At 37.5% G+C, this 26,712-nt stretch carries 33 protein-coding genes; 4 read left to right on the top strand and 29 right to left on the bottom strand.

Annotated features, from left to right (window positions below; genetic code table 11):
• Position 1: 1 nt before the first annotated feature.
• The 5 genes from KHA97_RS19515 to acpS all read right to left on the bottom strand — a co-directional run bounded on the left by KHA97_RS19515 (position 2) and on the right by acpS (position 3,420).
• Positions 2-283 carry a CopG family ribbon-helix-helix protein gene (locus tag KHA97_RS19515; protein ID WP_213126417.1) on the bottom strand — a complete coding sequence of 94 codons (282 nt, stop codon included), beginning with the start codon at positions 281-283 and terminating at the stop codon, positions 2-4.
• A gap of 271 nt (positions 284-554) precedes the next feature.
• Complete coding sequence (gene alr / locus KHA97_RS19510; protein ID WP_213126416.1) at positions 555-1,694, bottom strand: alanine racemase; 1,140 nt, start codon at positions 1,692-1,694, stop codon at positions 555-557.
• A 138-nt stretch (positions 1,695-1,832) separates the two neighbouring features.
• A complete protein-coding gene (locus KHA97_RS19505) occupies positions 1,833-2,849 on the bottom strand; it encodes a LolA family protein (protein ID WP_213126415.1) in 1,017 nt (338 codons plus the stop codon).
• A 4-nt stretch (positions 2,850-2,853) separates the two neighbouring features.
• Entirely contained in the window at positions 2,854-2,982 is a 129-nt protein-coding gene (locus KHA97_RS24335; RefSeq protein WP_267912452.1) for a hypothetical protein, read from the bottom strand.
• Positions 2,983-3,063: 81 nt separating this feature from the next.
• Positions 3,064-3,420: a holo-ACP synthase gene (gene acpS, locus KHA97_RS19500; RefSeq protein ID WP_213126414.1), complete on the bottom strand. Its 357-nt coding sequence runs from the start codon at positions 3,418-3,420 to the stop codon at positions 3,064-3,066.
• A 110-nt stretch (positions 3,421-3,530) separates the two neighbouring features.
• On the opposite strand from acpS, the gene KHA97_RS19495 reads away from it, so the two are divergent.
• Positions 3,531-4,130 carry a rhomboid family intramembrane serine protease gene (locus KHA97_RS19495; protein ID WP_213126413.1) on the top strand — a complete coding sequence of 200 codons (600 nt, stop codon included), beginning with the start codon at positions 3,531-3,533 and terminating at the stop codon, positions 4,128-4,130.
• 340 nt (positions 4,131-4,470) lie between these two features.
• Here KHA97_RS19495 and KHA97_RS19490 read toward each other — a convergent pair whose 3' ends face one another.
• The 6 genes from KHA97_RS19490 to KHA97_RS19465 all read right to left on the bottom strand — a co-directional run bounded on the left by KHA97_RS19490 (position 4,471) and on the right by KHA97_RS19465 (position 11,903).
• Entirely contained in the window at positions 4,471-5,952 is a 1,482-nt protein-coding gene (locus KHA97_RS19490) for a PH domain-containing protein (protein WP_213126412.1), read from the bottom strand.
• Positions 5,945-6,427 carry a PH domain-containing protein gene (locus KHA97_RS19485; RefSeq protein ID WP_213126411.1) on the bottom strand — a complete coding sequence of 161 codons (483 nt, stop codon included), beginning with the start codon at positions 6,425-6,427 and terminating at the stop codon, positions 5,945-5,947. Before KHA97_RS19485 ends, KHA97_RS19490 begins: the two co-directional genes overlap by 8 nt.
• Positions 6,428-6,605: 178 nt before the next feature.
• Complete coding sequence (locus KHA97_RS19480; RefSeq protein WP_213126410.1) at positions 6,606-8,069, bottom strand: DEAD/DEAH box helicase; 1,464 nt, start codon at positions 8,067-8,069, stop codon at positions 6,606-6,608.
• A gap of 206 nt (positions 8,070-8,275) precedes the next feature.
• Positions 8,276-9,652, bottom strand: coding sequence for a UDP-N-acetylmuramoyl-tripeptide--D-alanyl-D-alanine ligase (locus KHA97_RS19475; protein WP_213126409.1), 1,377 nt, complete (start codon positions 9,650-9,652; stop codon positions 8,276-8,278).
• Positions 9,653-9,801: 149 nt separating this feature from the next.
• Complete coding sequence (locus tag KHA97_RS19470; protein ID WP_213126408.1) at positions 9,802-10,875, bottom strand: D-alanine--D-alanine ligase; 1,074 nt, start codon at positions 10,873-10,875, stop codon at positions 9,802-9,804.
• Between the two features lie 245 nt (positions 10,876-11,120).
• Positions 11,121-11,903 carry a hypothetical protein gene (locus KHA97_RS19465; protein WP_213126407.1) on the bottom strand — a complete coding sequence of 261 codons (783 nt, stop codon included), beginning with the start codon at positions 11,901-11,903 and terminating at the stop codon, positions 11,121-11,123.
• A 241-nt stretch (positions 11,904-12,144) separates the two neighbouring features.
• On the opposite strand from KHA97_RS19465, the gene KHA97_RS19460 reads away from it, so the two are divergent.
• Positions 12,145-13,440, top strand: coding sequence for a hemolysin family protein (locus KHA97_RS19460; protein ID WP_213126406.1), 1,296 nt, complete (start codon positions 12,145-12,147; stop codon positions 13,438-13,440).
• Between the two features lie 334 nt (positions 13,441-13,774).
• Here the strand turns inward: KHA97_RS19460 and KHA97_RS19455 are convergent, their stop codons facing one another.
• The 5 genes from KHA97_RS19455 to KHA97_RS19435 all read right to left on the bottom strand — a co-directional run bounded on the left by KHA97_RS19455 (position 13,775) and on the right by KHA97_RS19435 (position 16,503).
• Positions 13,775-13,924 carry an Lmo0850 family protein gene (locus KHA97_RS19455; protein WP_213126405.1) on the bottom strand — a complete coding sequence of 50 codons (150 nt, stop codon included), beginning with the start codon at positions 13,922-13,924 and terminating at the stop codon, positions 13,775-13,777.
• Between the two features lie 220 nt (positions 13,925-14,144).
• Entirely contained in the window at positions 14,145-14,495 is a 351-nt protein-coding gene (locus tag KHA97_RS19450; RefSeq protein ID WP_213126404.1) for an SCP2 sterol-binding domain-containing protein, read from the bottom strand.
• 180 nt (positions 14,496-14,675) lie between these two features.
• Positions 14,676-15,176 (bottom strand): MerR family transcriptional regulator, encoded by a 501-nt coding sequence (locus KHA97_RS19445; RefSeq protein ID WP_213126403.1) that lies wholly within the window; start codon positions 15,174-15,176, stop codon positions 14,676-14,678.
• 187 nt (positions 15,177-15,363) lie between these two features.
• Entirely contained in the window at positions 15,364-15,774 is a 411-nt protein-coding gene (locus KHA97_RS19440) for a ferritin-like domain-containing protein (RefSeq protein ID WP_325167505.1), read from the bottom strand.
• A 63-nt stretch (positions 15,775-15,837) separates the two neighbouring features.
• On the bottom strand, positions 15,838-16,503 hold the full coding sequence (locus KHA97_RS19435; RefSeq protein WP_213126402.1) for an SOS response-associated peptidase: 666 nt from the start codon (positions 16,501-16,503) through the stop codon (positions 15,838-15,840).
• Between the two features lie 98 nt (positions 16,504-16,601).
• Between KHA97_RS19435 and KHA97_RS19430 the strand changes: the two genes are divergently transcribed.
• Complete coding sequence (locus tag KHA97_RS19430; protein WP_213126401.1) at positions 16,602-17,126, top strand: GNAT family N-acetyltransferase; 525 nt, start codon at positions 16,602-16,604, stop codon at positions 17,124-17,126.
• Positions 17,127-17,205: 79 nt separating this feature from the next.
• Complete coding sequence (locus KHA97_RS19425; RefSeq protein WP_213126400.1) at positions 17,206-17,844, top strand: SDR family oxidoreductase; 639 nt, start codon at positions 17,206-17,208, stop codon at positions 17,842-17,844.
• A gap of 44 nt (positions 17,845-17,888) precedes the next feature.
• Here the strand turns inward: KHA97_RS19425 and KHA97_RS19420 are convergent, their stop codons facing one another.
• The 13 genes from KHA97_RS19420 to trpC form a co-directional block, all read right to left on the bottom strand.
• Entirely contained in the window at positions 17,889-18,248 is a 360-nt protein-coding gene (locus KHA97_RS19420; RefSeq protein WP_213126399.1) for a DUF2512 family protein, read from the bottom strand.
• Positions 18,249-18,603: 355 nt separating this feature from the next.
• Positions 18,604-18,750: a DNA-binding anti-repressor SinI gene (gene sinI / locus KHA97_RS19415; RefSeq protein ID WP_233713637.1), complete on the bottom strand. Its 147-nt coding sequence runs from the start codon at positions 18,748-18,750 to the stop codon at positions 18,604-18,606.
• 238 nt (positions 18,751-18,988) lie between these two features.
• On the bottom strand, positions 18,989-19,222 hold the full coding sequence (locus KHA97_RS19410) for an LPXTG cell wall anchor domain-containing protein (protein WP_213126398.1): 234 nt from the start codon (positions 19,220-19,222) through the stop codon (positions 18,989-18,991).
• 29 nt (positions 19,223-19,251) lie between these two features.
• The gene (locus tag KHA97_RS19405) at positions 19,252-19,647 is read right to left on the bottom strand and encodes a hypothetical protein (protein WP_213126397.1); all 396 of its coding nucleotides are present in this window, start codon (positions 19,645-19,647) and stop codon (positions 19,252-19,254) included.
• 68 nt (positions 19,648-19,715) lie between these two features.
• The gene (locus tag KHA97_RS19400) at positions 19,716-20,315 is read right to left on the bottom strand and encodes a TasA family protein (RefSeq protein ID WP_213126396.1); all 600 of its coding nucleotides are present in this window, start codon (positions 20,313-20,315) and stop codon (positions 19,716-19,718) included.
• 78 nt (positions 20,316-20,393) lie between these two features.
• A complete protein-coding gene (gene sipW / locus KHA97_RS19395) occupies positions 20,394-20,972 on the bottom strand; it encodes a signal peptidase I SipW (RefSeq protein WP_213126395.1) in 579 nt (192 codons plus the stop codon).
• Between the two features lie 12 nt (positions 20,973-20,984).
• Positions 20,985-21,743, bottom strand: a complete 759-nt coding sequence (gene tapA, locus KHA97_RS19390; RefSeq protein WP_213126394.1) for an amyloid fiber anchoring/assembly protein TapA — start codon at positions 21,741-21,743, stop codon at positions 20,985-20,987.
• Between the two features lie 278 nt (positions 21,744-22,021).
• Entirely contained in the window at positions 22,022-22,858 is an 837-nt protein-coding gene (locus tag KHA97_RS19385) for a metallophosphoesterase (RefSeq protein ID WP_213126393.1), read from the bottom strand.
• Positions 22,859-22,976: 118 nt separating this feature from the next.
• Entirely contained in the window at positions 22,977-23,255 is a 279-nt protein-coding gene (locus KHA97_RS19380) for a hypothetical protein (RefSeq protein ID WP_213126392.1), read from the bottom strand.
• Positions 23,256-23,317: 62 nt separating this feature from the next.
• Positions 23,318-24,109: a tryptophan synthase subunit alpha gene (gene trpA, locus KHA97_RS19375; protein WP_213126391.1), complete on the bottom strand. Its 792-nt coding sequence runs from the start codon at positions 24,107-24,109 to the stop codon at positions 23,318-23,320.
• Entirely contained in the window at positions 24,102-25,307 is a 1,206-nt protein-coding gene (trpB, locus tag KHA97_RS19370) for a tryptophan synthase subunit beta (RefSeq protein WP_213126390.1), read from the bottom strand. The genes trpA and trpB overlap by 8 nt, the downstream gene beginning before the upstream one ends.
• Positions 25,285-25,917, bottom strand: a complete 633-nt coding sequence (locus tag KHA97_RS19365; protein WP_325167511.1) for a phosphoribosylanthranilate isomerase — start codon at positions 25,915-25,917, stop codon at positions 25,285-25,287. The genes trpB and KHA97_RS19365 overlap by 23 nt, the downstream gene beginning before the upstream one ends.
• Positions 25,918-25,923: 6 nt before the next feature.
• Positions 25,924-26,712 (bottom strand): indole-3-glycerol phosphate synthase TrpC, encoded by a 789-nt coding sequence (trpC, locus tag KHA97_RS19360; protein ID WP_213126388.1) that lies wholly within the window; start codon positions 26,710-26,712, stop codon positions 25,924-25,926.

Genomic DNA, 26,712 nt, shown 5'->3' with positions numbered 1-26,712 from the left:
CTTATCCCCCGCTTACAAGACGTTCAACTGTGTTTTCTGCCTCATATTCCGCCTGAATTGCTTCTGACGCAATCGCCAAATTAATTTTAGCCATTTCCATGTAGCCGCGCCTCATCGACTCTACAATTTGGCGCTTTCTTCTTTCACGAAGATACATTTTTGTAGCACGATAAATAAATTCATTGCGATTTACATTTTCCATTTCTGCAAAACCGTCCATTTCAGCAATCAATTGCTGCGGCAATCGAATTATAATTTCTGTTGTTGCGCTGGATTCAGACAACGACTACACCTCCACCATCACTACAAGCCATTTCATTCATTGTTTATGATACCATCAAATACAGTATCTGCAAAGAGTAAATTAGCCTTCCTATTCTAGTATCATCCTAGATACTAATTACTAATACATACATTTCTCCATTTTCCGTAAAAGTCCTGCTCTATTTCGATAAATTTTTATATTTTTATCTTATTTGTAGATTTCCGTTTCAAGCGCTTTCCTTCCGCTCAATCAAAAAGTTGAATCGACAATAAACATTATCCGTCTTTTACTATTTATCCAAGGTTTTACTCATTTTGTAAACACGAGGCACGCGATTTGTAATTGTACAGGTGACTTCGTAATTAATGGTTTCGAGTTTTTTTGCAACATCATCGACCGATATGAAGCGATCTTTTTGTTTACCGATTAGTGTGACTTGCGTACCGACTGACATGCTTCTAGGAAGCTTGATCATAGTCTGATCCATGCATATTTTACCAACGAGGGGAACCATTTCTCCGTCGGCTATGACTTCAAATCCCCTAAGTTTACGTATCCACCCATCAGCATACCCAATAGGGAGAGTAGCAATCCATTCATCTTCGGACGCAGTATAGTCCGCTCCATACCCAACCTTTTCCCCAGCACGAAGCTTTTTTACATGGACGATTTTAGTATGAAGCGAAAAGACCTCTTTCCGATTAAATGGAAGAATATCTTTAATTTCATTGGAAGGAGTTAATCCATACATCGCAATCCCAATTCTAACCGTATTAAAAAGGGAATCATTATGACAGAGAGCTGCAGCACTATTTGCCGCGTGTACATATGGAGGCAATGTTTCAAGACAGCTTAAAAAATGGTTAAATCGGGAAAGTTGTTTGTTGTAATAAGTTTCGTCAAGCTGATCTGCAGTAGCAAAGTGAGTAAATATCCCATTAAAAATAAATCTATCGGATTGATGTATAAATGTGTCTATTTTACGAAGCTCATCTTCGTCCGTAATCCCTATTCTTCCCATCCCAGTGTCACATTTAATATGAACAGGAAGTCTAGAATCAGAAGTGATAAACTTTTCAGCTTGTTGCAGCCAATCTATTTGAAAAACAGTCAATGATATATTCTTACGGGCGGCAATCCCAGCATCGCTCGCCCTAGTAGCTCCCAATACTAAAATAGGTGCTGTAATTCCAGCATCTCTGATAGCTAAAGCCTCATCTAAAAACGCAACAGCTAGTCCGTGCACGCCTGCGGCCAAAACTGTTTTAGCAGTCGGGATATCACCATGACCATATGCATTTGCTTTAACAGCAGCAAAAACATGCGTATCCTCAGGAAGATATTCACGAATCTGACTGATATTAGAAAATAAAGCATCTAAATCTATCTCTGCCCAAGTATCTCGATAAAAAACATTCTTTTCTTCCATGAAGGTCACTTCCCATTAGATGTTCAATAATATAATTGATTATCGAACTCCATCGGGAATATGTCAATGCGAAATAGTATTCCTCTTAAAACAAAAAGAAAGACAGACCAGTGGAAAAGGTCTGCTTGATTTCGATTTTTATTTGATTGCTCCCCCTTGTACAGATTGTGCAACCATTACCATTTCATCCGGTGATAAATCAGTAGAAAACAATACATAATTGACGCCGTCTTCATTCCAAGTAATTGAATCTTCCGTTAAAGCCCCAATGGAAAATCCGAGATCGACCATCTCACCATTCATATCTATCATTTCCATAGAGGTTGTTGGAATGACTTCGGCCATTTCCTGGATAAGGGTGAATGCCTTATCACCACTATATGTTAGTAGAACCCTCTTTCCGTTTTCCGTGTCGTATGCTTTTTCATTCTCGAATGTAATTCCAGGAATATCAGCCATAGAATATTTAACAGTAAATTCTTTGTCAATATTATTAGACATGACTGGAACTTCTAATTGTGCACTCGTCATATTCTTTTTCGTATCAAATGCACCTTTATCAAACTTAGCATTGAACTCTACACTTGAAAATTTTACAGTTACTACAGGCTTATGGCTTGAATCCATCACCTTCACGCTCACAGGCTCAAGCGATCCCTTTTTAAAAGTAATTTCCTGGGTAGGGAGCATCTTATTGTTTTGATAACGAGTTTTCGTTTCAAATACATAGTGATCTTTTGTCGCTTTGAACTTCGCTTCTTTGTCATCCGAAATATCTTTTACTAGCGACTCAAATAAATACGCTTGACTGCTGTTTTGAGGCCATTCACTTTGGAAACGATAACTCTTGTTCAGAGCTGGTGTTAAAACATATACACCACTTTTATTGCGAAGAATCATTTGACTTTGATCTTTTTTGGCATTTTTTAAATGAACTCGATAATCACCAGGTTTATTATGCCAAACATCAATCTCGTACGTTTGCGGTTCATTACCTACCGTTAGCGTCATTTGGGCTTTGGCCTTGTATCCTCTTAAATCACCTACCTTTTTTTGCAGCCCCTTTGTTACATCTTCCTGCGACTTTGCTCCGCAAGCAGAAAGTACAGCAATGGAAGCGAGCAGCAACCAAAATATCTGTAACCCCTTTCTCATTCCTTCAACCCCTTTTTTGTCTCATTTGACCATGAAAAGAAGAGAGAAAGCCGGCTGCCGGGAAATTGTCCAATACCATTGTTTTTAACCCGCGAACCGTTCCGCACAACGTGGCAATCCATCCCACAGCCAAAACCTTGTCTCTCCTAACGCACTAAAAATATATGAGACAAACCTAGACAATAGACCATGGAATTTATGAGAAGTTTTTATTCTAGTCTTGTGATTCAATTATTACTTGAGCAGCAGCATATGATTTCGTATGGGTAATAGATAAATGAACTTTTCCAAAATTAGGATTTATAATCATTGGTTTTCCTTTTTCATCTGTCATGATTTCTATATCTAGGAATGATAGTTCCCCACCAATTCCAGTACCTCTAGCTTTAGAATACGCTTCTTTTGCAGCAAACCGACCGGCCAAAAATTCCGATTTCCTTTTATCGTTTAAAGACTCATATTTATTTAATTCTGTTTTCGTTAAAATCCGTTCCGGAAATCGAGCTTGCTTTATACGCAGCTTCTCAATCCGTTCAATCTCTACTAGATCCATCCCAATTCCGATGATCATGACAAACTTCCTTTCTAAAAAAATATATATGACATACTATATTATAGTTGTCCAAAGTCTTTCCAGTAGGCTAAGATTAGGAAAGTACTTTTCTCTAAGGAGCGATCAGCATGTTTGTAAGAACTGAAAGTTTCGGCCAATTCCTTAAATTATATCCAGTAATTTCTACTATTATCGCTATCCAATTATTGATATTCCTTATGATGCATACTCCCATATTTCCACATAACTGGATCCTTGAATTGCTGGCGGGAGTAAACCTTCTCATTCAAAAAGGAGAATATTGGAGACTTGTCACTCCTATATTCGTGCATGTTGGATTTGCTCATCTATTATTTAATTCATTTTCCCTTGTACTGTTCGGTCCAGCGCTTGAAAAAGCACTCGGAAAATTTACGTTTATCATCCTCTACTTAGCTAGCGGATTAGGAGCCAATATTGCAACACTATATATCCACCCACCATACTATACACATATAGGAGCAAGCGGAGCAATATTTGGACTATTCGGGGTTTATTTAGCTGTTCTTTTTGTAAAAAAAGATGCGATTCCCCTTCAAGGAAGACAAGTTATTCTTCCTATTGCCATTATCAGTGTCGTCATGACTTTCTTCCAACCAGATATTAATATTACGGGCCATATATTCGGATTAATAAGCGGCTTCATAATCGGTAGAATCCTGCTTTTCTATCGATCAATACGTTTTTAGAATAAATATACTTTATTGATTGAAGTAATTGTTACATGGATGAGTTTATAAGGAAAAGTGTCAATGTGAGATTTCCGAGCGATTCAAGACCAATCACTCACCAATTGTGATAAACGCACGTGTTCTTGTACGATTCAAGACCAATCGAACAACTATTGTGTCAAACGCACAGGCTCTTGTGCAATTCATGACCAATCGAACAACTATTGTGTCAAGGGCACGTGTTCTTGTACGATTCGGACTTTATCCCGGCAACATCAGTTTTAAAACATTTCAAATATCATTTTTTCATGAAAAAAGCCTTCAAAAGCTGTTTTAGCTTCAGAAGGCTTTTCCTCTACTATTCCTTTTGAGTAGGCCGATACCATTCATAAATCTTTCTTACATCTTCGTTTTCCAAATGTTTTACACTGAAATGGGCATTTCCTCCACTCATGACGGAGGTTTCAATCGTAGCAAGGTCAGCTCTTTTTTGAAACCAATTAACCGACATATTAAGCGACTGCATTCGATTTTTTCTCATATATGTCGTTATTTGATCAATCCCCCTATATCGTAATGCGAGTTGATTGTCAGTAAGATTCCAACCTGCTGATTTAAATTGAAGAAGTCCTAAAATCAAAGCGCCGACAACTAGTAAAATTGAAATTAAGCTATAAGGCCACAACCAAATCGATAATAGAGCTGTCAGTATTGCGGCAGCAAACATTTTTATAAAAAAGAAGCGTCTTTTTGCCCTATTAGGTGCACGATTAAATTCGATATCGAATGTATAATCAGATAAAGTTTCCTGAAGCAGGGAGGCAATCTTCTTTTTCTTCACTACAGGGATGATAAGACCTTCCGTATTTTCGTCTAATATAGAACCGCCCGCATACTCGACAGATACACCTGCATACCCAAATGGCTGCCTCATAAGGCTTTCTGTTATCGTAACGGCTTGAACCCTTTTAATCGGAATGGTTGTTGTGCGTTTTTCCAATAAACCTCTTGTGATGACGAGATCATCTCCGACTTTTTCCAATGTAAAATCATTATATTTTAAATAAGCCAATAGGACGGATGCTAGCCAAGCAAGGAATAATCCTATTGCGACTAGAATAGCGATGATTGTGTAACCAGCTTTTGCAACATGTTCCATCTCTTTAAAAATCTTATCAAAAGGGATAAGTTCATCAAACTGGCTGCCAAATCCAAGAATGGCAAGTACAACTACGCCGATGCGTCCAGAGGTTGATGCAAAAAATAGTAATTGCGTAGGTGATATCTTATATAAAATAGATTCCTTTGGAGTTGCTTCGATGTTCTCGACAAATCCTTCTGATTCCTTTTCTTTATTCTTTGATTCCGTAATAAGGCTTCGAAGTGCCAGAGCATCCTCTTTTTTGATTGCACTCATTTCCGCTTCGGATTTTTCTATGTTTCCTCCTGCCGTTTCCACTTTTACTTTCACAAGTCCAAATGGACGATGAAGGATACCTTCGGAAAAATCTAAGCTTTGAATTCGCTCAAATGGGATATAGCGTTTCTTTTTAACAAATAGCCCATGCTCAATCCGTAATTCCATCTCTTCCACTCTATACGTGTAGCGATACCATTTTATAATTCCAGCGACAACCATAATGAAGAACACTAAAATCAGAATGAAATACGGAATAAATTTTATCCACGGACCAAATCCTTCAATTTGAATTTCATTTTTCAGATCATCACGAACTATGAAGACAATGAAGTAAAATACGATTGGAATAATGGTTTCCTTAACATTTTTTATAACTGAAAAGACAATGGTAATAGGGTGAAGGCGATTCGGTTTAGACATCATCTTCAGCCACCCTTGCCAATCTTGAGATGGCATGTCGCAATTCTTCGGCTTCATGAAGATCCACTGCTGGAATTTCATGTTTTGTTGCAGCTGTTGATATTTGAATAGTCGCTAAATGATATTTTCGTAAAAGCGGTCCATGCACTGTATCAACATGCTGAACTCTGACCATTGGTACAAGTGTACGAGTAATAAAGAAAACCCCATGTTGAAGTTCAATTTCTTGTTCTCTTACTTCATACCTCCATCTCCGCCATCTAACAGAAGGAATAATGAAAATGTTCATGATCGTTAAGATTAGGGCAATCCCAGCTGCACTGATTGTAATCCAAATAAGCCAGTCGAATACATATACGAGTACTCCAATACTAATTGCAATGCTCCAAAATATTAACGAATAAATGACTCCAGTAATTCTCCATACCTTTAGCCCTAACTCCGAGATTTGTTTTGCAGGTTGTTGTATGTTCATTTGATGACCCCCCTCGTCCCTTATACTTACGTCTATCTTTACAAAACGGTTTCATAAAAATTTTACATTAAAAAAGCAATCGGCTATTGCAGTGCTGCACCGATTGCTTTCATGATTCATGATTTCAAATGATCGCTTACGCTTTTTTAGCGAGTTCTATATGGAAATCGCTCGTATATTACGGTCTTCTTCCACTCGGTCTCCGCTGTGGTTTACGATTTCCTTTGTATGGTTGTTGTCCTGATTTTCCACGTCTGTTGCGGTTTCCGCCACCACCGTGGCCGTGGCCTCCACTACCTTTATAATTATCGCGTTTTTGTGGGAGTGGACGTTCTTCAGTAATATGAACCGGTGTTTTATCAGGCTCTTTCGTTAATACTTTCAACGCAGCCGCAATCACGGTAAGCGCATCTTCATGCTCTTTAAGCAATTCATTTGCAACTGCTTTGTATTCATCCAAGTTTCCTTCTTTTATTGTCTCTTCGAGTTTCTCCATCGTAATACGTTGTTGTCCCTCTAAAGCTTCGTCCCAAGTGGGCGGACGCATTGGTTGCATCCGTTTTTTAGTTGTCTGTTCCACAATTCGAAGGTAACCCATTTCTCGAGGACTAACAAATGTGATGGCCATTCCCTCTTTACCAGCTCGGCCTGTTCTTCCGATTCTGTGTACATAGCTCTCAGGGTCTTGTGGGATATCGTAATTGTAAACATGCGTTACACCGGAAATATCTAATCCCCGTGCAGCGACATCTGTTGCTACAAGGACATCGACTTTTCCTTCTTTAAATTTCTTTAAAACAGACAATCGTTTTGCTTGGCTAAGGTCTCCGTGAATTCCTTCTGCTGTATATCCTCTTAATGTCAGCGCATTGGAAAGCTCATCGACTCTACGCTTCGTTCTGCCGAAAACGATGGCAAGCTCCGGTGATTGCACATCAATTAGTCTTGCTAGAACATCAAACTTTTCCTTTTCAGGAACTTTTACAAAAAATTGTTCAATTAATGGAACAGTCATTTCTTTAGCTTGAACACGTACCGTTTCAGGTGACTTCATAAATCGTTCTGCAATTCTGCGAATCGGTTCTGGCATAGTCGCAGAAAAAAGAAGCGTCTGTCTATCTTCAGGAACAGTTTCCAAAATCGCTTCAATATCCTCAATGAATCCCATATTAAGCATTTCATCCGCTTCATCAAGGATAAGGGTATGAACATTGCCTAATTTCAATGTACGGCGGTTAATATGATCCAAAATCCTACCTGGAGTCCCAACGATAATATGCGGACCTTTTTTCAACGCCCTAATTTGACGCTGGATATCGGATCCTCCGTATACTGCCAGTACTTTTACACGGGCATCCATACCAATTTTGTATAATTCCTCGGAAACTTGAATGGCTAGTTCCCTTGTTGGCGCAATGATAATTCCTTGTACATGAGGGGATTTAACATCAATCTTTTCAATTAATGGAATACCAAAAGCTGCTGTTTTCCCAGTACCAGTTTGAGCTTGGCCAATTAAGTCTTTTCCTGCCATACTTAAAGGAATAGTTTTTGCTTGTATCGGTGTAGCTTCTTCAAAGCCCATTCTATTAACTGCTTTTAAAAGAGCAGGGCTTAAATTTAAATCTGCAAACTTCGTCAATGCTATTCATTCTCCTTTTAAAACATCAAATTGAGACGAATGTCTCTCCTAAATACCATCTAAGGTACAAAACTCAAGTATTAAGAACTGCCGTGAAAACTGTAAACGATGTTGATTATTCTATCATTAAACGTTTTTGAATACAATTGTAGTATCAACGCTATGAAGAAATTTATAATTTTTTCTGTTATTTATTATATGGATTTTCAAACGAGTATAGCATTGACTACTTCTTCCAATTTGACACCCCTAGAAGCTTTAAAGAGGATGAGTTCATTTCCTTCTAAATTTTCATTCAATGCGTTTATTAGTTTTTCTTTATTTTCAAAATCAAAAACTCTTTCCTCAGGAAAATGTAGTCTTGCACCGGATGCTATATATTTTGCCAGTGGTCCGTACGTAAAAACATACTTGATTTTATTAGGATCCAATTCCTTTCCAATTTGTTCGTGGAATTCTATATCCTTTTCGCCGAGCTCTAACATATCCCCTAATACAACTATTTTCTCACGATCATCATCCAAATTTTCTACCATAGATATGACAGCTCTCATGGCAGTGGGGCTTGCATTATATGCATCGTTTAATATACGTGTTCCTTTTATTCCGTCATGCCATTCCATTCTCATATTAGACAATTTTACCGATTTCAAACCTGTTTGAATGGAAGATGCGGTAATTAAAAATTCTTTTGCAGCAAGAATAGCTGCCAGAGCGTTCATGATGTTATGCTTTCCGGCAATTGGAAGAAAGAATGGTTCCTCAGAAAAACCTGGAACGATAAATGAACTTCCATCCTCTCCAATATTGATTTCTTCTGGATATATATCATTTTCACGCGTTTCCCCGAAAGTACAAGTATTGAATTGTTTTAGACCACTAATTCTTTTAATTAATAATGGCTCGTTGCCAGGATAAATTAATAAGCCGTTTTTCGGTAGTCCTTCTGTAATCTCCAGTTTTGCATCGGCAATTGCTTCACGTGAGCCTAAATCCTGAAGGTGTGCTTCTCCTATATTTGTGATAATCGCAGCGTCGGGCTGAGCAATTTTCGTTAATAATGAAATTTCACCTTTTCCACTCATCCCCATTTCCAATATAGCAATTTCGGTATTTTCTTCCATCGTAAGGATTGTTAAAGGCAAGCCAATATGATTATTAAAATTCCCGTCCGTTTTATGTACTTTAAAATCCTCGGAAAAAACAGCTGCTACAATGTCCTTAGTTGTGGTCTTTCCATTACTCCCGGTAATCGCTATGACTTTTGCCGAAATTTGATTGCGATAAGCATGCGCAAGATCTTGGAGAGCACGGAGCGTGTCTTCAACTATTAAAACAGGCGCATGTACTGGAGGATTTGGCACATCTTTTTGCCAAAGTACAGCTGCTGCGCCTTTGTCAAATGCAGTATTTACATATTTATGTCCATCATTGGCATCCCCTTTTAAAGGTACGAATAATTTTCCAGGTTCGATTTGTCTAGTATCGAAGGAGACTCCCTTTATTTCAACATTTTGAAATTCCGTTACGTCATTTTCCACTTTTATCATGGTCGCCAATTGCCCTAATGTACGCTTTATCATTATAAATCCCCCTAACATCTACAGCTGTCCCATTCGTTTTATACGAATGGGACAGCTTTTTTAAAAAATTCTTCTTTATTGTCTATCTCAAGCGCCTATCGACTAGAAACTTCTTGTCCTTTTCCGTACGGGCGCTTCTGCTTTTCTTTTTAGAAAGTATGAATGATTGACTGTTTTTCTTCATGTCGCTGCAATGCAAGCTGGACTAATCGCTCAATTAATTCTGGGTATTCTACTCCAGTGTGCTTCCATAAAAGCGGGAACATACTGACAGGGGTGAAGCCCGGCATCGTATTTACTTCATTAATAATAATACGGCCTTCCTTCGTTACAAAGAAGTCAGCTCTCGCAAGTCCTGAACAATCGAGTGCTTTAAAAGCTTTTATCGCAATTCTAGTGATTTCCTTATATTGTTCCTCAGGAATATCTGCAGGAATAATTAATGCCGTATCTCCATCTGAGTATTTAGCCTTATAATCGTAAAAATCACTTTTTGGAACAATTTCTCCTGCGACTGAGCATTCGGGAAAATCATTTCCAAGTACACCAACTTCTATCTCTCTTGCAATAACCCCTTCTTCGATTATAATTTTCCGGTCATATTTAAATGCATTTGTAAAAGCTTCAGCAAGTTCTTTACGATTTTCACATTTACTAATCCCGACACTCGAACCAAGATTAGCAGGTTTTACAAAACAAGGATAACCTATTTCAGACTCTACTTGTTCGTATGCTCTTTCCGGATTACCATCCCATGTACTACGAATAAAAGAAACATACTTAACTTGATCTAAACCCGCTTGGGCGAATAAATTTTTCATTATCACTTTGTCCATGCCTGCTGAAGAAGCAAGCACTCCATTTCCAACATAAGGAATATTTAATAATTCCAACATCCCTTGTACCGTACCATCTTCACCATTTGGACCGTGTAACAGAGGGAAAACAACATCATAACTTCCATTTTGCTCTGGTGTTAGCCTTGTACTAAGCGCATTAGGCCCTACCTCTTCTCCAGCATTACGGAATTCCAACTCTTTTACTTCTTCGATTGGTCCTATTAATTCTGGTCCTTTAATCCAATTGCCTTCAATAGATATAAAAATAGGATGTATTGCAAATTTATTATTATCCAAAGCTTTAATTACTGCTTTGGCCGTTTGTAAAGAAACTTCATGCTCTGCTGATTTTCCACCGTATAATAAACAAATATTAATCTTCATATTAATCCTCCATGATGTGCAGATGTTTTTATTTTACCACGAAGAGGGGACATAACTAAATGAATTCTTGTGAACTTCTTATTTAAAAGAAATGAAAGTGCAAGTTTATAAAGACCCGTATTTTATCCGTCCTGCTCCAGTGCTTGCGTTTTTCTAATAGTATATGGGCAAACGTGTATTAGTGTCATTAAACAGATAAAAAACGTGGATTCACCTCCTCGTGAGCCCACGCTTCCTTGTACATTTTACGTTGTTGAATACGCCGCAAACGCTTGCCATTCTCCCGATTTACGATCAAATACAAGTTTTCCGTCAGCTTTTCTCCCGCCAATCATTTCATATTCCTCGTACATAGCATCCATATCAAAGAAATCCCCGATTACCCATACTGGGATCTCAATAGTAAATCTATTTCTATTGGCTTTTTCAAGGGAGATAACAATTCCTTCTTTCATAAAATCAGCAAAAGGATGAAGGATTTCTTTAGGAATTGCGGGTACATTTTTCTTCTTCACTTTAAAAAAGAACGACTTTTCTTTTTGATTATTTACTTTTCCTACTATGGTTGAACCTAGCATCGAAAAAAATGAATGCCAATCCTTGTAATATGTTTTATTGAACCAACCATCATCCCCAGCAAGGTAGGCATAATTATTTTTGAGTTTCCTATAAAAAGGAAGGCGTAAATGGTCCTTAAGATGTCCTAAATAAAGAATTTCAGCTATTTCTTGGCCAGATAAAAGATTTAAATGTTCCTCATCATTAAAATCAATCCAACAAAAATCGCCGTATCCATGAACATCTTCTTCAATTAATTTTCCAATCAGTTCTTGGTCGACGTATTCTAACATAGTACGCATATTGAAATGGGTATCTTTTAATTTATGACGAATTAATAATGCATTTTGAATTGGCTCAGGAATTCCTGACATAAATTCTATAAATTCAATTCCGTATGAAAGAACAAAATGATCAGTTTGGTTCATATGTACATAGATAACTTCTCGATCCAAGACATGTTTTTTCAAGAAAAGCCCCTCCATTGCTAATCTAAAGGTTGTTCATGGCTCCCATCAATAAATATGACTTTATCATAACAGATTCTTACCATTATTTTAGGCTTTTCATCCTTGTTTTTTAAAAATTTCCTAGAAGACGATAATTGTTGCCGTTTTGTGGGTAAAGTATGTATATCCTTATTTAATAATAACTATCGAAATGCTAGGAGGTGAAGTCGCGCTTCATGAAGGATAGTAGCGTGACGCTCCATTGCTTGCCATTAATATTTTTCTCGTTATTTTATTGATTGCATTAACCGCTTTTTTCGTAGCATCAGAATTCGCCATTGTTAAAGTACGCGGCTCTCGCATTGACCAACTCATTGCTCAAGGGAATAAAAAAGCAGTAACTGCGAAACGTCTGCTATCCAATTTAGACGGATACTTATCGGCAACCCAGCTTGGAATTACCGTTACCGCCTTGGGATTAGGATGGCTAGGGGAACCGACTGTTCAAGTTATTTTATCTCCAATCTTTGTTAAGCTTTCGGTGCCGGAGTCATTGGTCAGCGTTCTTTCTTTTATCATTGCATTTAGTACAATTACGTTTATTCACGTAGTAGTGGGCGAATTAGCTCCGAAAACTTTCGCTATTCACAAAGCAGAAAAAATCACTTTAAACTTTGCTGCCCCACTCATTTTGTTTTATAAAATTATGTACCCTTTTATTTGGGCGTTGAATGGTGCTGCACGTTTAATCGTTGGGTTATTTGGAATCAAGCCTGCCTCTGAAAGTGAGATAGCCCATTCGGAAGAAGAATTGCGGATCATTTTATCAGAAAGCTTAAAAAGTGGAGAAATAAATCAATCTGAATATCGTTATGTAAATAAAATTTTCGAATTCGATAACCGAATTGCCAAGGAAATTATGGTGCCACGTATAGAAGTGTACAGTATCGATAAATCTGCATCAATTGAAGAAATCATAGAAACAATAAAAAATGAGAGGTTTACCCGTTATCCCGTCACGGACGGAGATAAGGATACAATCATTGGTGTTGTCAATGTAAAAGAGTTCCTTTCTGACTGTATCGGAGGAAACTGTATGGGTACCGAGCCGATTATGCCTTATGTCAAACCAGTCATTAGAGTGATCGAAACAGTTCCCATTCAAAGTTTACTCGTTAAAATGCAAAAAGAAAGAATGCATATGGCGGTTTTATTTGATGAATATGGAGGAACAGCTGGCATCATTACGGTTGAAGACATTCTTGAAGAAATTGTTGGAGAAATACGAGATGAATTTGACACGGATGAAGTACCAAATGTCCGAAAACTATCAGATAATCACTATTTATTGGATGCAAAAATGCTAATTGAAGAAGTCAATTCTTTATTGGGAGTTCATTTATCAGGAGAAGAAGTGGATACAATAGGTGGTTGGCTTCTTACACAAAAGTATGATTTGCAAGAGGGAGACATGCTTACCGCGGATAATTATCATTTCCATGTCCACACGATGGAAGGTTCACATATTAGCGTAGTAGAAGTAGAAAAGAAAAAGTAAAAACCATTTTGTGATTTTATTGTCCGTGTTTTTTCGACTTTTCCCAACATTATTTCCCAAGAAATAATGTTGTAGCTGCAGCGTTACGATTGACATAACACTGCAGCTTTTCTTTGTCTAGCTACAGCGCCTATCGACTAGCAAACTTCTTGTCCTTTTCTTTTGCGTAAGTCAAAGGCCAAAATAGGAACGTCGACTAAAACCGCCACTTCCTGTGGCGACGTCGACGGACCCACATCCTGTGGGCCTGTACGTCGATAAACAGGCGCTTGCGCTTTTCTATAAAAAAAACAAGTCAAGTATGCATTCCTGTACATACTTGACTTGTTTGCCTTTAAGAGTGAAGTTCCGTATAACTTTGGATTGACTTGACATCCTCAAGTGCCTTGCTAATCTCAAGCCTTGATTTCGTTTTGGAAATCTTAACTCCAATCTCCGTCAGACTGCTTATTACTTTTTGTAGCTGATCATGATCTCTTTGCAAGAAGATCACCTCTTTAAGATTTGACATCTTAATGATATATTACCTTAAATTTCATACACTGTATATCGTTTTTAAAGAAAGTAATCAATTTGTCAACTTTTTTGCTTTTTCTGCTATTTACTATACCCTTCAATAGAAAGATTAATCCTATTAATAGAAAATCCTCAAAAAAAAATCCAGAATCGCTATAATAACGATTACCAGATCTATTTCGTAAAAGTTAATGATATTGTTTTAATAGTGTTTCTAGTCTTAGTGCCAGTCCGAGACTCCCGTTTACTTTTAATCTTCCCCTCATATATGATGTTGTACTGTTTAAATTCCCAGCCAATAATTCTTTGAAGTCATGGAAATTTAATATAATGGTACACTCGGAATCATCAGGGGCTCCTTCTTTTACAGTGGCTTTTCCGTCTTTTAAAGTAAGTTGGTAAACACCACTTTGTTCGCCGGATATTTCGAATTGATAGACGGTATTGACATTCTTGAAAGGGTCGGTACGGTTATTCATAATCTCAATAATCTCCTGCCAAATACAAGGTAAATTCTGTTTTTCAAGAGAAATTTGCATTTTACCCTCCAACAGTCTGTCATTTCTGTCTATTATATCATTTTAAAAAATTCTGACAATGAATAATGACAAATTCTGTTGTTTTTAGCAGCTAAAAACGATTCTTTCCATCCATTTATGCGAAAATCCTTAATTTATTTAATTCAATTTAGATTAGCGCTGACACTCCAACAATCAAAATTATTTATTTTTACCGGAAAATGCTGTTAGGGGCCTGAATAATGCGATCCCTTTTCGCTTCTTTTTATTTCTAGAATCCTCTACCATTCTAAACAACTGTTGATCTCTTTCCCTTTCTTCTATCTTTTCCGTTAAATTCTCAACTTGTTTTGCTAATGCTCGATTCATTTCAGTTAAGGTAGCCTGTTGCTTCTCCAAATCTTTTATCTGTTCGATAAATTCCCTTATATCTTGGTTTGTTTCGTTTACAGGTTTTTCTTTTTTAGGGATTTTTCCTGCTGCTTTTTCCGCTGCAATTTCAATTGCCAAACCGTCTTTGTTCATCATTTCAATCATGTTGGAAATCACTGTTAAATCCGCCTGCTTAAAAATTCGCCCGTTATTTGTTCCACGTTCAAACTCATACCCTTTGTCCTCCAGCAGTGCTGCATACTTTCTAATCGTACTTGCCCCAATACCAAGTGTTTTTGCCGCTTCGGAAGAAAAAATGTGCCGTTCCACTATATCCCTCCTGTTTTAAATGGTACTGATACAATTCAACAGGTAGAGAGGCATGTCCTTTCACTAATGGTGTAGAATGGGAAGAGGTTTTGTCATTCATCCTAAATATGTTTCGAGTAGAATTTCATTGAATAAAAAATATATAAAAACAAAACGAAATACATAAGCATTTCGTCGATTGTTGACACTACCTCATATGTTTTTGTAAAAATGATAGAAACCATACGGCATGATTTTGCTCATCGGCTGCAGCATTACGGAACCTTTCTTTAATAAAAGGATCCTTTGCCTCATCTGCAACATCTAAATAGAAATCGACCGTATGCTGTTCATCTTCAAATGCAAATTCGAGGCCGTTCACATATTGGTCCGGACAGCTTCCAGTCACATGAGGTTGCGGTTGGTGATTTGTAAGGAGCGTATAGATGGCACAGAATGTATTAAAATGTCGGATTTCATCGTTTCGAATTTCAGTTATTCTTTCTTTTTCCTTTTCTGTCGTTGCCATATTGATCAATTTCGCGTAACAGTGTATTGCCGAGTATTCCCCGTTAATCGCAGTCGCAACCTTTTCAATCAAATTATTCTCTTCATGCACTGCATACCACCAGCCTAAATATTGTCATTTATTTTAGGCTATGATGTAAATTTAAAAACGTACCTAAAGTGAATTAACAATCTCTTTCACATCATTTTTCGGACTATTCACAAGGGGTGATACGGGATACGCTTGCATTTCTTCAGCTCGAAAAGGAACGAGAAGACTTTTTAATTCATGTTCATCTTGAATTTTACGATCTAGCCATTCACTTTCAGACTCTTTCGTTAAAATCACCGGCATCCTGTCGTGAACATCTTTAACAAGGGAATTCGCTTCTGTCGTAATAATAGTACAAGAATGAACGATCGTACCATTTTGTTCCCAACGATCCCATAAGCCTGCAAACGAAAATGGCTCTTTAGAATTTAGCTGAAAACGATAAGGTGTTTTCTTTGCTCCTTCTTTTTTCCATTCATAAAACCCATCTGCTGGAATGATACATCTTCTTCTTTTAAAAAGTGTTCTAAAACTTGGTTTCTGATCAATTGTTTCGGCTCTGGCATTAATCATTTTGTAACCAATTTTTGGATCTGCCGCCCAGGAAGGAATCAAGCCCCATTTCAACATACCAATCTTGTTGCCAACTTCCGTTCTAACAATGGCTAGCACATCTTGGCTGGGAGCGATATTATATCTTTCCACCCATTCAATTTCCTCAAAATCTACCAATCCAAATCTAACTGCTAGATCTTCCCTAGGAGCAAATAAACTGTAACGTCCACACATATTAAGCACTCCTTCCAATAGAAATTGTCCACGCTATTGACTTTCTCAGAAATACTCATCTATCATATTAAAAATATCATATAACGGGGGGTATAAGGATGAGGGATGTTAAATTAGTAGAGCCTTCAACAAATTATAAAGAATCCTATATAGACATGATTGCAGAATGGAATACTTCAAATGAAAATTTAGTTCCGTTTGTATTAAAAATGGAGACGGATGATTTTGAAAGCCTGCTACAAGAACTGAAGGGATTTTCACAAGGAATTGGTATACCTGACACTTTTGTACCTCATACTACATATTGGTTAGTAAATGATCAGGAACGTGTAATTGGCGCAATAAATATCCGCCACAGATTGAACGGAAAATTGCTTAAAATCGGCGGGCATATTGGTTATGGAATTAGACCTAGTGAAAGAAAAAAAGGTTACGCTAAAAGAATGCTCAGCTTGGCACTTGAAAAAGCAAAAAACATGAATATTTATGAAGTCCTCATTACTTGTGACAAAGAAAATATCGGTTCAGCTAAAACAATTACAAGCAATGGAGGGCAGTTAGAGTCTGAAGTTGTAACAGAAGATGGACGTATAGCTCAAAGATATTGGATACATCTTAATTGAATGAAACTTGTTTATAATGATTCATTTGAGGAAATTATACAATATTAGGTCTGATTAGTGAAAAGGAGCGATCATAATAATGAAGGTATTAATAGTCGGTGCAAATGGACATACCGGACGGTTGCTCGTAGAATACTTGGCAAACAATAGTAATCATCACCCTTACGCTATGGTGCGAAGTAAAGATCAAGAAGAAGAGCTAATGAAATTAGGAGCGGTAGAAGTCATTGTTGCTGATTTGGAAGAAGATGTGAGCGAAGTGACAAATGGCATGGATGCTGTAATATTTGCAGCAGGTTCAGGTTCGAAAACGGGACCAGATAAAACAATTGCGGTTGATCAAAAAGGTGCCGTGAAGATTATCGATGCAGCAAAATCAAGTGGAGTTCAGCATTTCATCATGCTTAGTTCCATCGGTGCGGACGACCCGCAAGGACCCATCGAACATTACTTGACCGCAAAACGAATAGCGGATGACTACTTAAAAAACAGTGGATTAATGTACACGATTGTTAGACCGGGACGCTTAACTCACGACAAAGCCACAGGTAAAGTAGAATTAGCGGAGAAAATCGAACTAATGGATGAACGCTCTATCCCTCGTGGTGATGTCGCAAATGTCCTCGCCACTTGTCTTGAAATCGGCAATGCCAAAAATAAAATTATGGAAGTTTTGTCAGGTGATAAAGAAATTGAGCTTGCGATGAAAATGCTTTAAGGCATAAAAAAAATCCCTCAAAAAATTGAGGGATTTTGTCGTTCTTATAATGACGGTTCTTTTCGCGCTCTTCCCGATCTAATCAGCCATAAATGTACAAAGAATTCTACTACTGTTAGAAGTGCAGCTGTTATTAAAGCCCCGCCAAATGTCACATATGCACCTACAAAAAAATAGGAAATGAAATAGATAGCGGCGGCGGAGACAATAAAATCAACCGTATTACTAATCCAAAAGGTTCCCTTATTTAAGATTGCGAGTTCCATCAAATGTCCCACGACAGCCAATGTAAAGCCGAGAATAATCGGCTGATAAACACGCTCGAAATGTACATTTGTTAAAAAGTTCGCTGCTATAATGACGACAATTGGACAAACAATTAATTTCATAATAAGATTCAGCATGACCAAGGGCCTCCTTGAAGTTCTATCTAATGAAAGGATGCCAATTATCGTAAAAAAATATACAAAATGGAATATAAACTGAACAAATGCGCAAGTGCCTGATCAGCGAGGTACAGACTTTAGGGTTCTTATGAGATAAAGGAAACACGGTGAGCCACGAAAAGCGGAAGGCGCCTGAAGCTGGACTGTTGACTTATCGAAGGAAGAAACCGAAAGTTTGCTAGGAGCTGAAGCTAGATAGAGACTATCTTCTGAAAAATTATACACAAGGTTTTCATTTTAGAATTTCCTTAAAAAATATAAAGAAGTATTTCTATAAGAACTTTTTGTTCATTAAGAAATACTTTTTCCTCAACTACCCTTCAGAAATAAGTTCCTTTATTTCTTTTTTTCTAAAGAAATCTCTTATTTCCTCCTTCTTAAACCCTAGGTTTTTCGCTTCAAGAATTAACGTCAACCATTCTTTATCCATTTCATTTATGTAGTCTTTTTCTTCTCCCAAGTCCGTACCCCCTAATATATGCATCTCCCTAGTGCTATACAAAATAGGAATTGTTTCTCATTTTTTATAATAACGGGTCTCAAGTATTTAAAGTGTTACTTTTTGCCTATTGTAAAAATAATTAACCGTGACATTTCATTAAAAAAAGACACATTTCACCTTAAAAATCATTGCTGAAAGACCTATGTTTTTAATAAAGTTATAAAGTTTACTTGGATTTTGTATCCTCTTCTTATTTTCAGTCGAATAAATAACTTCGAAATTTTTTAGGGGAGCAGATAAGAAGAATAGCACCTAACATAGTTAAAACTCCTCCCAATAGCAACACATTGTAACTGTTAGTAGATGTATCTGGCAGCTTATTAACTATTTTCGACTCAATTATTTTGTCGTTTGAGGTTCCTTTATTTGAAGGTGTTTCAATGGAAACGACAACATCATTTAACCCTTCCGCAATAAATTGAATCTCCACTTCAGCTTTAGCCCCTTGAAATGAATTATCTAAATGAGTAGGCATTTCACCTCGAAAAACAATATTTCAGAAGAACCCTTTGTTAATTCCCTCGAAGTAAAGCCTTTGAAATCCTTTAATTTCCCTTCGAATAGAGTTTCTTTTTCATTTTTAACGACTAGATCGAGTTCTTCAAATAGACCTTTTGTGGACTTCGTTTTTCCTATTTTTGCAGTATACTTAAAATCTTTTCTACCATTATTCATGATTGTAATATCTCGTGGGATCCAGTCGCCTGGCTTGAGGTTCTCTGTGTTGAAGAGGATGCCATTGGCGGTCGTTTCAATATTTATGTCTTTTGCCTCAGCTGAAATAGATTGAATACCTACTATGGAGAACAGGAGAACCGTAATTCCGATTGTTTTTAATGAATTTTTTAGATTCATGGCAATACCTCGCAAGTCATTTATTTAGGAAAAGGCGGGATGGGGGACCCGCCTGACTTATAACAGACTTATTTTCTTTCACCTTTTGTTTGTTTTGCATCAAATGTCCAAGTTAATCGTAAACTTGCACCTTGGAATTCATTTTGATCTTTGCCATTATCTACAAACTCAAATTGTACTGCAAGTTTGTCTTTAGTCCCTACCTTTAAGCCACTTTTTTCAGCAAAAATAGAATGACTTAAATTTTTAACCGCATCAGGGCTCATGTTTTTTAACTCATGTAGGGTTTTACTTACTATGACATTGCTTGGAACTAATATTCCACTTTTATCTTCATTACGCAGGAAATTAACTTTTATGTGTTTACCAAAATCATCGTCTTTGAGCATTGAACCACTAACAGTATAATCAGTAGTCAAGATTACCTGTGAAATATCTAATGTTCCGTTATTTTCTAAATTAAATGTACGAGGAATTGAATCACCTGGCTTAAGATTGCTAACATCTATGATTGTTGTTGGATTTACAGCTAAATCCAGTGTACCCGCTGCAAAAGTATTATTTGTTATTTCAACATCATTAAAGTATGCAAACGTCCCTCCTCCGACTAACGATAATCCTAATGCTGCTGATGCCAATCCTAAACCTAATTTCTTTTTGATACTCATTTCATTTTTCCTCCCTTACCCTTTTTGGGTATGTATATTTTTATACTGATCCTTGAGTTAGCAAAGAGCTCAACCGTATTAAGCTGATTTTTCTTCGATGTCTTTTTTAATTATTTTTAACTCAATTTCTCTTAGTGCCGTCAAAATACTGAAACCTGCATATCCTAGCAACAACATTCCTGGGACAATCAGTAAAATGGCACTTCCTTCTTTCGATTGGGCAATATTAATGAAATATCCAATATAAGGAATGGTGAAATCTGCGTATTTTGCTACTACATTGTCAGATAAAACTAAGTCCATGTCGGTTGCGTTATTGTTATCCCCTTTTGTTTCATACATGACCTGGTCGCCGCTCACCTCTACTCCGACTATGCGATGAGTGATTAAGATTTTTTCATCATCCATAAAAGTAATGATGTCGCCTTGTTTGAGATCCGTTTTTTCTTTAGAATTCAAAGGTTTTACAGCTATGACTGATCCTGTCATGAAGGTAGGTTCCATTGACCCAGATAAAACTGTTTTAAGTTGGTAGCCAAGGGCTTGTGGTTCCCCTCCTGATGCTTTGGATGAAACGACTAGGAATGCCATGACAAGTAAATTAATAAATAGAATCGCTGTAATGACATTGCTGATGATTTTTAATACTTTTTTCATCTCTCCACCTGCCTATTTTTCGGTATTTTCAATTTCCTCAGAAGGTGTATCTTTTTTAATGATATTTTCTTCTTGAACTTCCGAAGTATTTAAATCCTTTTCTTTTTCAACATCTGTTTGAGAAATTTGCTCGTTTTTAGGTGGCTCGGATTTTTCCTCTCGAACAGGTTCTTTGATTTTAGTTTCCCGTGATACTGTTTCATCCTGCTTTTCGGGCTCAACTTGTTCATCTATGCTTTCAGCCTTTTTCTTTGCTAGATTTACAGAGATAGCTTCACTCCATAGTTCGCTTGTGCCAGGATGACCTTTTGGCTGATAGGCTTTAAACATATAATTTCCTGTCTTATCTGGAGTAAAGGATAGCTTTATTTCCTCACCCTTTTTCAAAGGTTTAAAAGTAAGAATTTTAGTTGTCACTGTTCCTTGTTTCGGATTTCCTTTTTCTCTGAAATAGATTTCGTATAGTCCATTTTCTTTCATATCTGATCCGATGTTCTTTATGATGGCAAAAATTTCGTTTCCATCATATTGAGCACTTACAAATTTTAAAGAACTCTTATCCCATACTTCTTTTTCTTCATTGCCTGAATCCTCAGTCTCCCAAGTTCCAGCTTGAATTGTTCCAGTCAACGTCATACTGCTTGAAAAAAATGCATTCGTTTTTCCAGTAAAGGTGGCTGAGATTCCAACACATAAATACAATACAGCCGCTAGCCTTAAAAGAATGTTTACATATCGGTTCTTCCTTTTATATTTCTTTACACGTTGCAATCGTATTGGAATTCCTCCTTTACCTTTTGTTCTATATTATGTTCATTCTGTTCTTTTTAGAGAACTAATGATTTGAGTATAGGACAAAGGGATTAAATTGAAAAACTTCAAAATCCTTCGTATTTTCTTTATAAAGAACAAATATCTCCTTTTATCTCTCCTTTCCTCAAAATTCCTCATTATTTCATCTTCTATAACGATTTTTCCGTTCTATATTAAGAATTTAAAGAAACAAAAAAAAGCTGCTCTTATTTAAGAACAACTTTTTATGGGTTCTATTAATTTAAACTTCTTAATGTTACCATTACGATTTCTGGTCGATTAAAGATTCTATACGGAATCAAGCTATTTCCTAATCCACGGCTTACAACCATTTTCGTTTTTCCTTTTTCGTGCATTCCGGAAGTATATTTTGGAAACCATCCTTGACCAGGAGCAATCAACCCACCAATTCCCGGAATGCGGACCTGTCCTCCATGAGCGTGGCCAGTAAAAACAAGATCTATTTCTTTGTCCACATATACATCGAATACTTCAGGTCTATGGGAAAGAAGTAATTTGAAAGAATCATTCTTCCAATCTATAGCCTGATCCAACTCTTCATCAATAATTTCATCTGGTGGGTAAATCGCTTTTATCAATGGATCTTGAACCCCGGCAATAAGAAGCTCTTCACCCCCCTTTTCAATGACAGCAGACTCGTTCATCAAAACTTGAACTCCTAAATCTTTCAACGCCTGAGTTATTTCATTAATTTTATTGACGGCAACTTCGTGATTGCCAGTTACATAGAATACTTTCGTAAATGGAGTGATTTGCTCTACGAAGTCCAAACTGTTCTGTAGATCATATCGATTGCTGTCAATGAAATCTCCTGTCAAAAAAACAAAATCTGGATTCAATTTTTTCACCTTTTGAACGAGCCGAGATTGTTTTTCGCCAAATGTAGCATCGTGTAAATCCGATATTTGAACAATTTTGAGACCATCAAATGCCTTGGGAATGCGCTCCGATTGCACTTCATATGCAGAAATTTGTAGCCATTCGTTATTTATGTATAAAAAAGCCCATATAAAAGCGATAAATACAATTAATTTTAGAAGTTTTCGTTTCATCAACTTGTTCCTCTCGGGATTATAAATATAAATCCATGATAACATTATATTTCTATGAAAAAATAACCATGACAAAAAAAACAAGCCCTCCTCTTTTATTAGAGAAAGGCTCTTCCTTTTATTTCTGCTGTTCTTCTTTATTGTAATAATCGACCGCATACATTGCACCTTCGCCAACCATTCGCGTATCGCCTAAATCGTGGGGGTCAGGGTTCCCCGCCTTTTCCAAAAGGTCTTCACAAGCACTAGGGTTTTGTTCGCATAAAAAGTCTACTACTTTTTGTTTAGCCGTTTGATAAAACTCCATTACTTTCTCCCTATTCTCCTGTTTCGATAAATAGGAAGCCCCGGCAATTCCTAGTCCTACCCAAAATAGTGGATTAATATTTTTAGACATTAGAAGTTGCCTCCTTTTTTAGCTTTGCATAATATTTACCCACTATTTTGCACAAGAAAACATCACGATTGGATTGTACTTTTTTTAGAAGCTACGATAATATTAGTAATTTCTTCTCTTTCTCCTTTAAACAAAAGCTCGACGATTTTACTTCCGACAATCACACCATCGCAATATTCACCTAATTCTCTTACCTTTTCCGGAGATGATACACCAAATCCAGCAAGTACCGGAACAGATGAGTATTCTTTTAGTTGCTCTAAATATGAAGCTAATCCTTCCTCGTACTCGTTTCTAACTCCCGTCGTTCCTTTAACCGTTACCGCATATAAAAAACCTTCCGTTTTTTTAGCGATTTGTTCAATTCTGTTTCGCGGGCTTGTTGGGGCGACTAAATGGATTAAAGCAAGTTCATATTTGGAAAAAATAGGAGCAACCATTTCGTCCTCTTCAAAAGGTAAATCCGGAATAATTAAACCATCCACTCCAACTTCCTCACAGCGCTTGGCAAATCTTTCAATTCCATATGAAAAGATTAAGTTAAAATATGTCATCAAAACGATTGGAATCTGCCTTTCTTCTTTCCAGTCCAGTAGGCTTTCGAGTACTCCTTCCAATGTCGTTCCGTTTGCCAACGACCTTAATCCTGCTTCTTGAATGACTGGACCATCTGCAACTGGATCGGAAAAAGGAATTCCAAGCTCCACTACGGTTGCACCGCTTTTTTCTAAAAATAAAATTTGCTCCTTTAAATTTTCAAGTCCTCCGTCACCAGCCATAATATATGGAACAAACGCCTTGTCGCCTTTATCCAAAACCCCTTTAAACGCTGCATTGATTTTAGATTTACCCATTGATAGCACCTCCAATTGCCTCTCTCACGGCTTCGACATCTTTGTCTCCACGACCGGATAAGCAGATGACAAGCGTTTCAGATTCCTTCATTTCTTTCGCAAGTTTCAATGCATATGCGACTGCATGCGAACTTTCTAAAGCTGGAATAATTCCTTCTGTTTTAGCAAGCATTTGAAAAGAAGCCAAAGCTTCTTGATCCGTAGCAGATGTATACGTGACACGACCGGAATCTTTTAAAAAGGCATGTTCAGGTCCTACCCCTGGATAATCAAGACCTGCAGAAATAGAGTGGGCACTTTGAATTTGGCCGTGATTATCTTGTAAAAGATACGTAAGTGTACCATGTAAAACTCCGGCTTTTCCATCTGTTAAAACGGCTGCGTGTTTACCTGTTTCAATTCCAGAGCCGGCAGCCTCTACTCCATATATTTTTACTTCCTCATCTTCAATAAAAGGATAAAACATCCCCATTGCGTTGCTTCCGCCCCCAATACACGCGACAACTGCATCTGGAAGCTTGCCTTCTTGTTCAAGCATTTGTTTTTTCGTCTCACTTCCAATAACACTTTGGAAATCACGGACAATTCTCGGGAATGGATGAGGTCCTACAACAGAACCAAGAATATAATGAGTATCCTCAACATTTGTTACCCAGTAGCGAAGTGCTTCATTGACGGCATCCTTTAACGTTCCGCTTCCTTGAGAAACACTACGAACTTCGGCACCTAAAAGCTCCATTCTGAACACATTCAATTGTTGGCGACGAATATCTTCTTCTCCCATAAATACGATACAATCTAATCCAAGTAAGGCACAGACAGTCGCTGTCGCCACACCGTGTTGACCAGCTCCTGTTTCCGCCACAACTTTCTTTTTGCCCATGCGCAGAGTCAAAAGTGCCTGACCAATCGTATTATTGATTTTGTGGGCACCAGTATGGTTCAAGTCTTCACGTTTTAAATAAATTTTCGCTCCGCCTACTAGCTTTGTAAGATTTCCCGCAAAATATAATGGCGTTTCTCGACCAATATATTGTTTTAAATAATGATCCATTTCTTTCTGAAATTCCGGGTCAGCAATTGCTTTTTCATATTCTTCTTCTAACTCCAATACGGCTGTCATTAATGTTTCTGGAACAAACCTGCCTCCGAATTGACCGTATCTTCCTTTTACATCAGGTGATGTGTAAACTGCCAATGTCTTCACGCTCCTCTAATTTTGCTGTTACTAAAAATTGTTGTATTTTATTCACGTCTTTTACTCCGTTTGTTTCAACGCCACTCGATACATCGACAATGGCTGGCTTAACTGTTGAGGTTGCCTTCTTTATATTTTCTCGATCAAGTCCGCCTGCTAATATGATTTTTTCCCGCGGAATATCTAAATGTTCAAGAAGACTCCAATCAAATGGAATTCCACTTCCTCCACGATATTTTACACCTGGACTATCTAGTAAAAAATAGCGGCAATCGTATCCAGCTAGTTGATTTAAGTCTGCTTTTTCTTTGATCGAAAAAGCTTTAATCACAGGATACGGCAAACTCTTGCAAAACTCCGGAGATTCATCCCCGTGTAGCTGAATGTAATCGAGATTAGCTCTTTCTGCTATATGAATAATATTTTCATATGTTTCGTTGACAAAAACACCAACTGTTTCTATGTGGTGCGGCACTTTTTCAATAATTTGTGCTGCTTTTTCAGGTGATATTTTTCTTTTACTTTCTGCAAAAACAAACCCTAGAAAGTCGGCACCAGCATCACTTGCAGCAACGGCAACTTCCTCTGATATGATGCCGCAAATTTTCACCTTCAATTATTTCACCGCCTTAGAAAGAGGGATGCGAATATCATACATCGTCTCAGCGATATTCGGGGACCTCATCAATGTTTCTCCAACTAAAATCGCACTAGCACCTGCCGCTTCAACTTGTTCTACATCCTCTTTTGTTCGAATGCCGCTCTCACTTACAAGCACGCAATCTGCATGTTTCAGAACGGATGCCACACGCTCCGTCACAGTCAAATCGACTTCGAACGTTTTTAAGTTGCGATTATTGATTCCGATAATACGGGCTCCTATTCGTAAAGCCATCTCTGCTTCTTTTTCATCATGGACTTCAAATAAAACATCCAAATCCCTGGATCTTGCATAATTGTATAGCTCGCGGAGCCTCTCTTCTGGAAGTGCGGCGGCAATGAGAAGGATGACGCTTGCCCCGTGATCCCTCGCGACATCAATTTGCACCTCATCAATCATAAAGTCCTTGCAAAGTAATGGTAAGTCTACTGCTTCTGATACAGCGGAAAGATCTGCCATCGACCCTTTAAAAAATTGTTGATCTGTCAAAACTGAAATGGCGCTAGCTCCCGCTTGTGCGTAAGCTTTAGCCTGAGCAACAGGATCGACTCCATCATTGATGACACCTTTTGATGGAGAGGCTCTCTTCACTTCTGCAATGACGCCAATATTCTCTAAATTTCTAAAGCTGTCATATAAAGAAGGTCGTCTAATTTCGTTTACCGATTGTTGGACACTGTAAATTACTTTCAACTCTTGGACTTCAACTTTTTTCTGTTCAATAATTTTATCTAAAATCGTCAA

The sequence above is a fragment of the Lederbergia citri genome (assembly GCF_018343625.1).
GTDB lineage: Bacteria > Bacillota > Bacilli > Bacillales > Bacillaceae_C > Lederbergia > Lederbergia citri.
The sequence above is the reverse complement of the archived record's forward strand: the minus strand, read 5'-3'. Positions and strand labels throughout refer to the sequence as shown.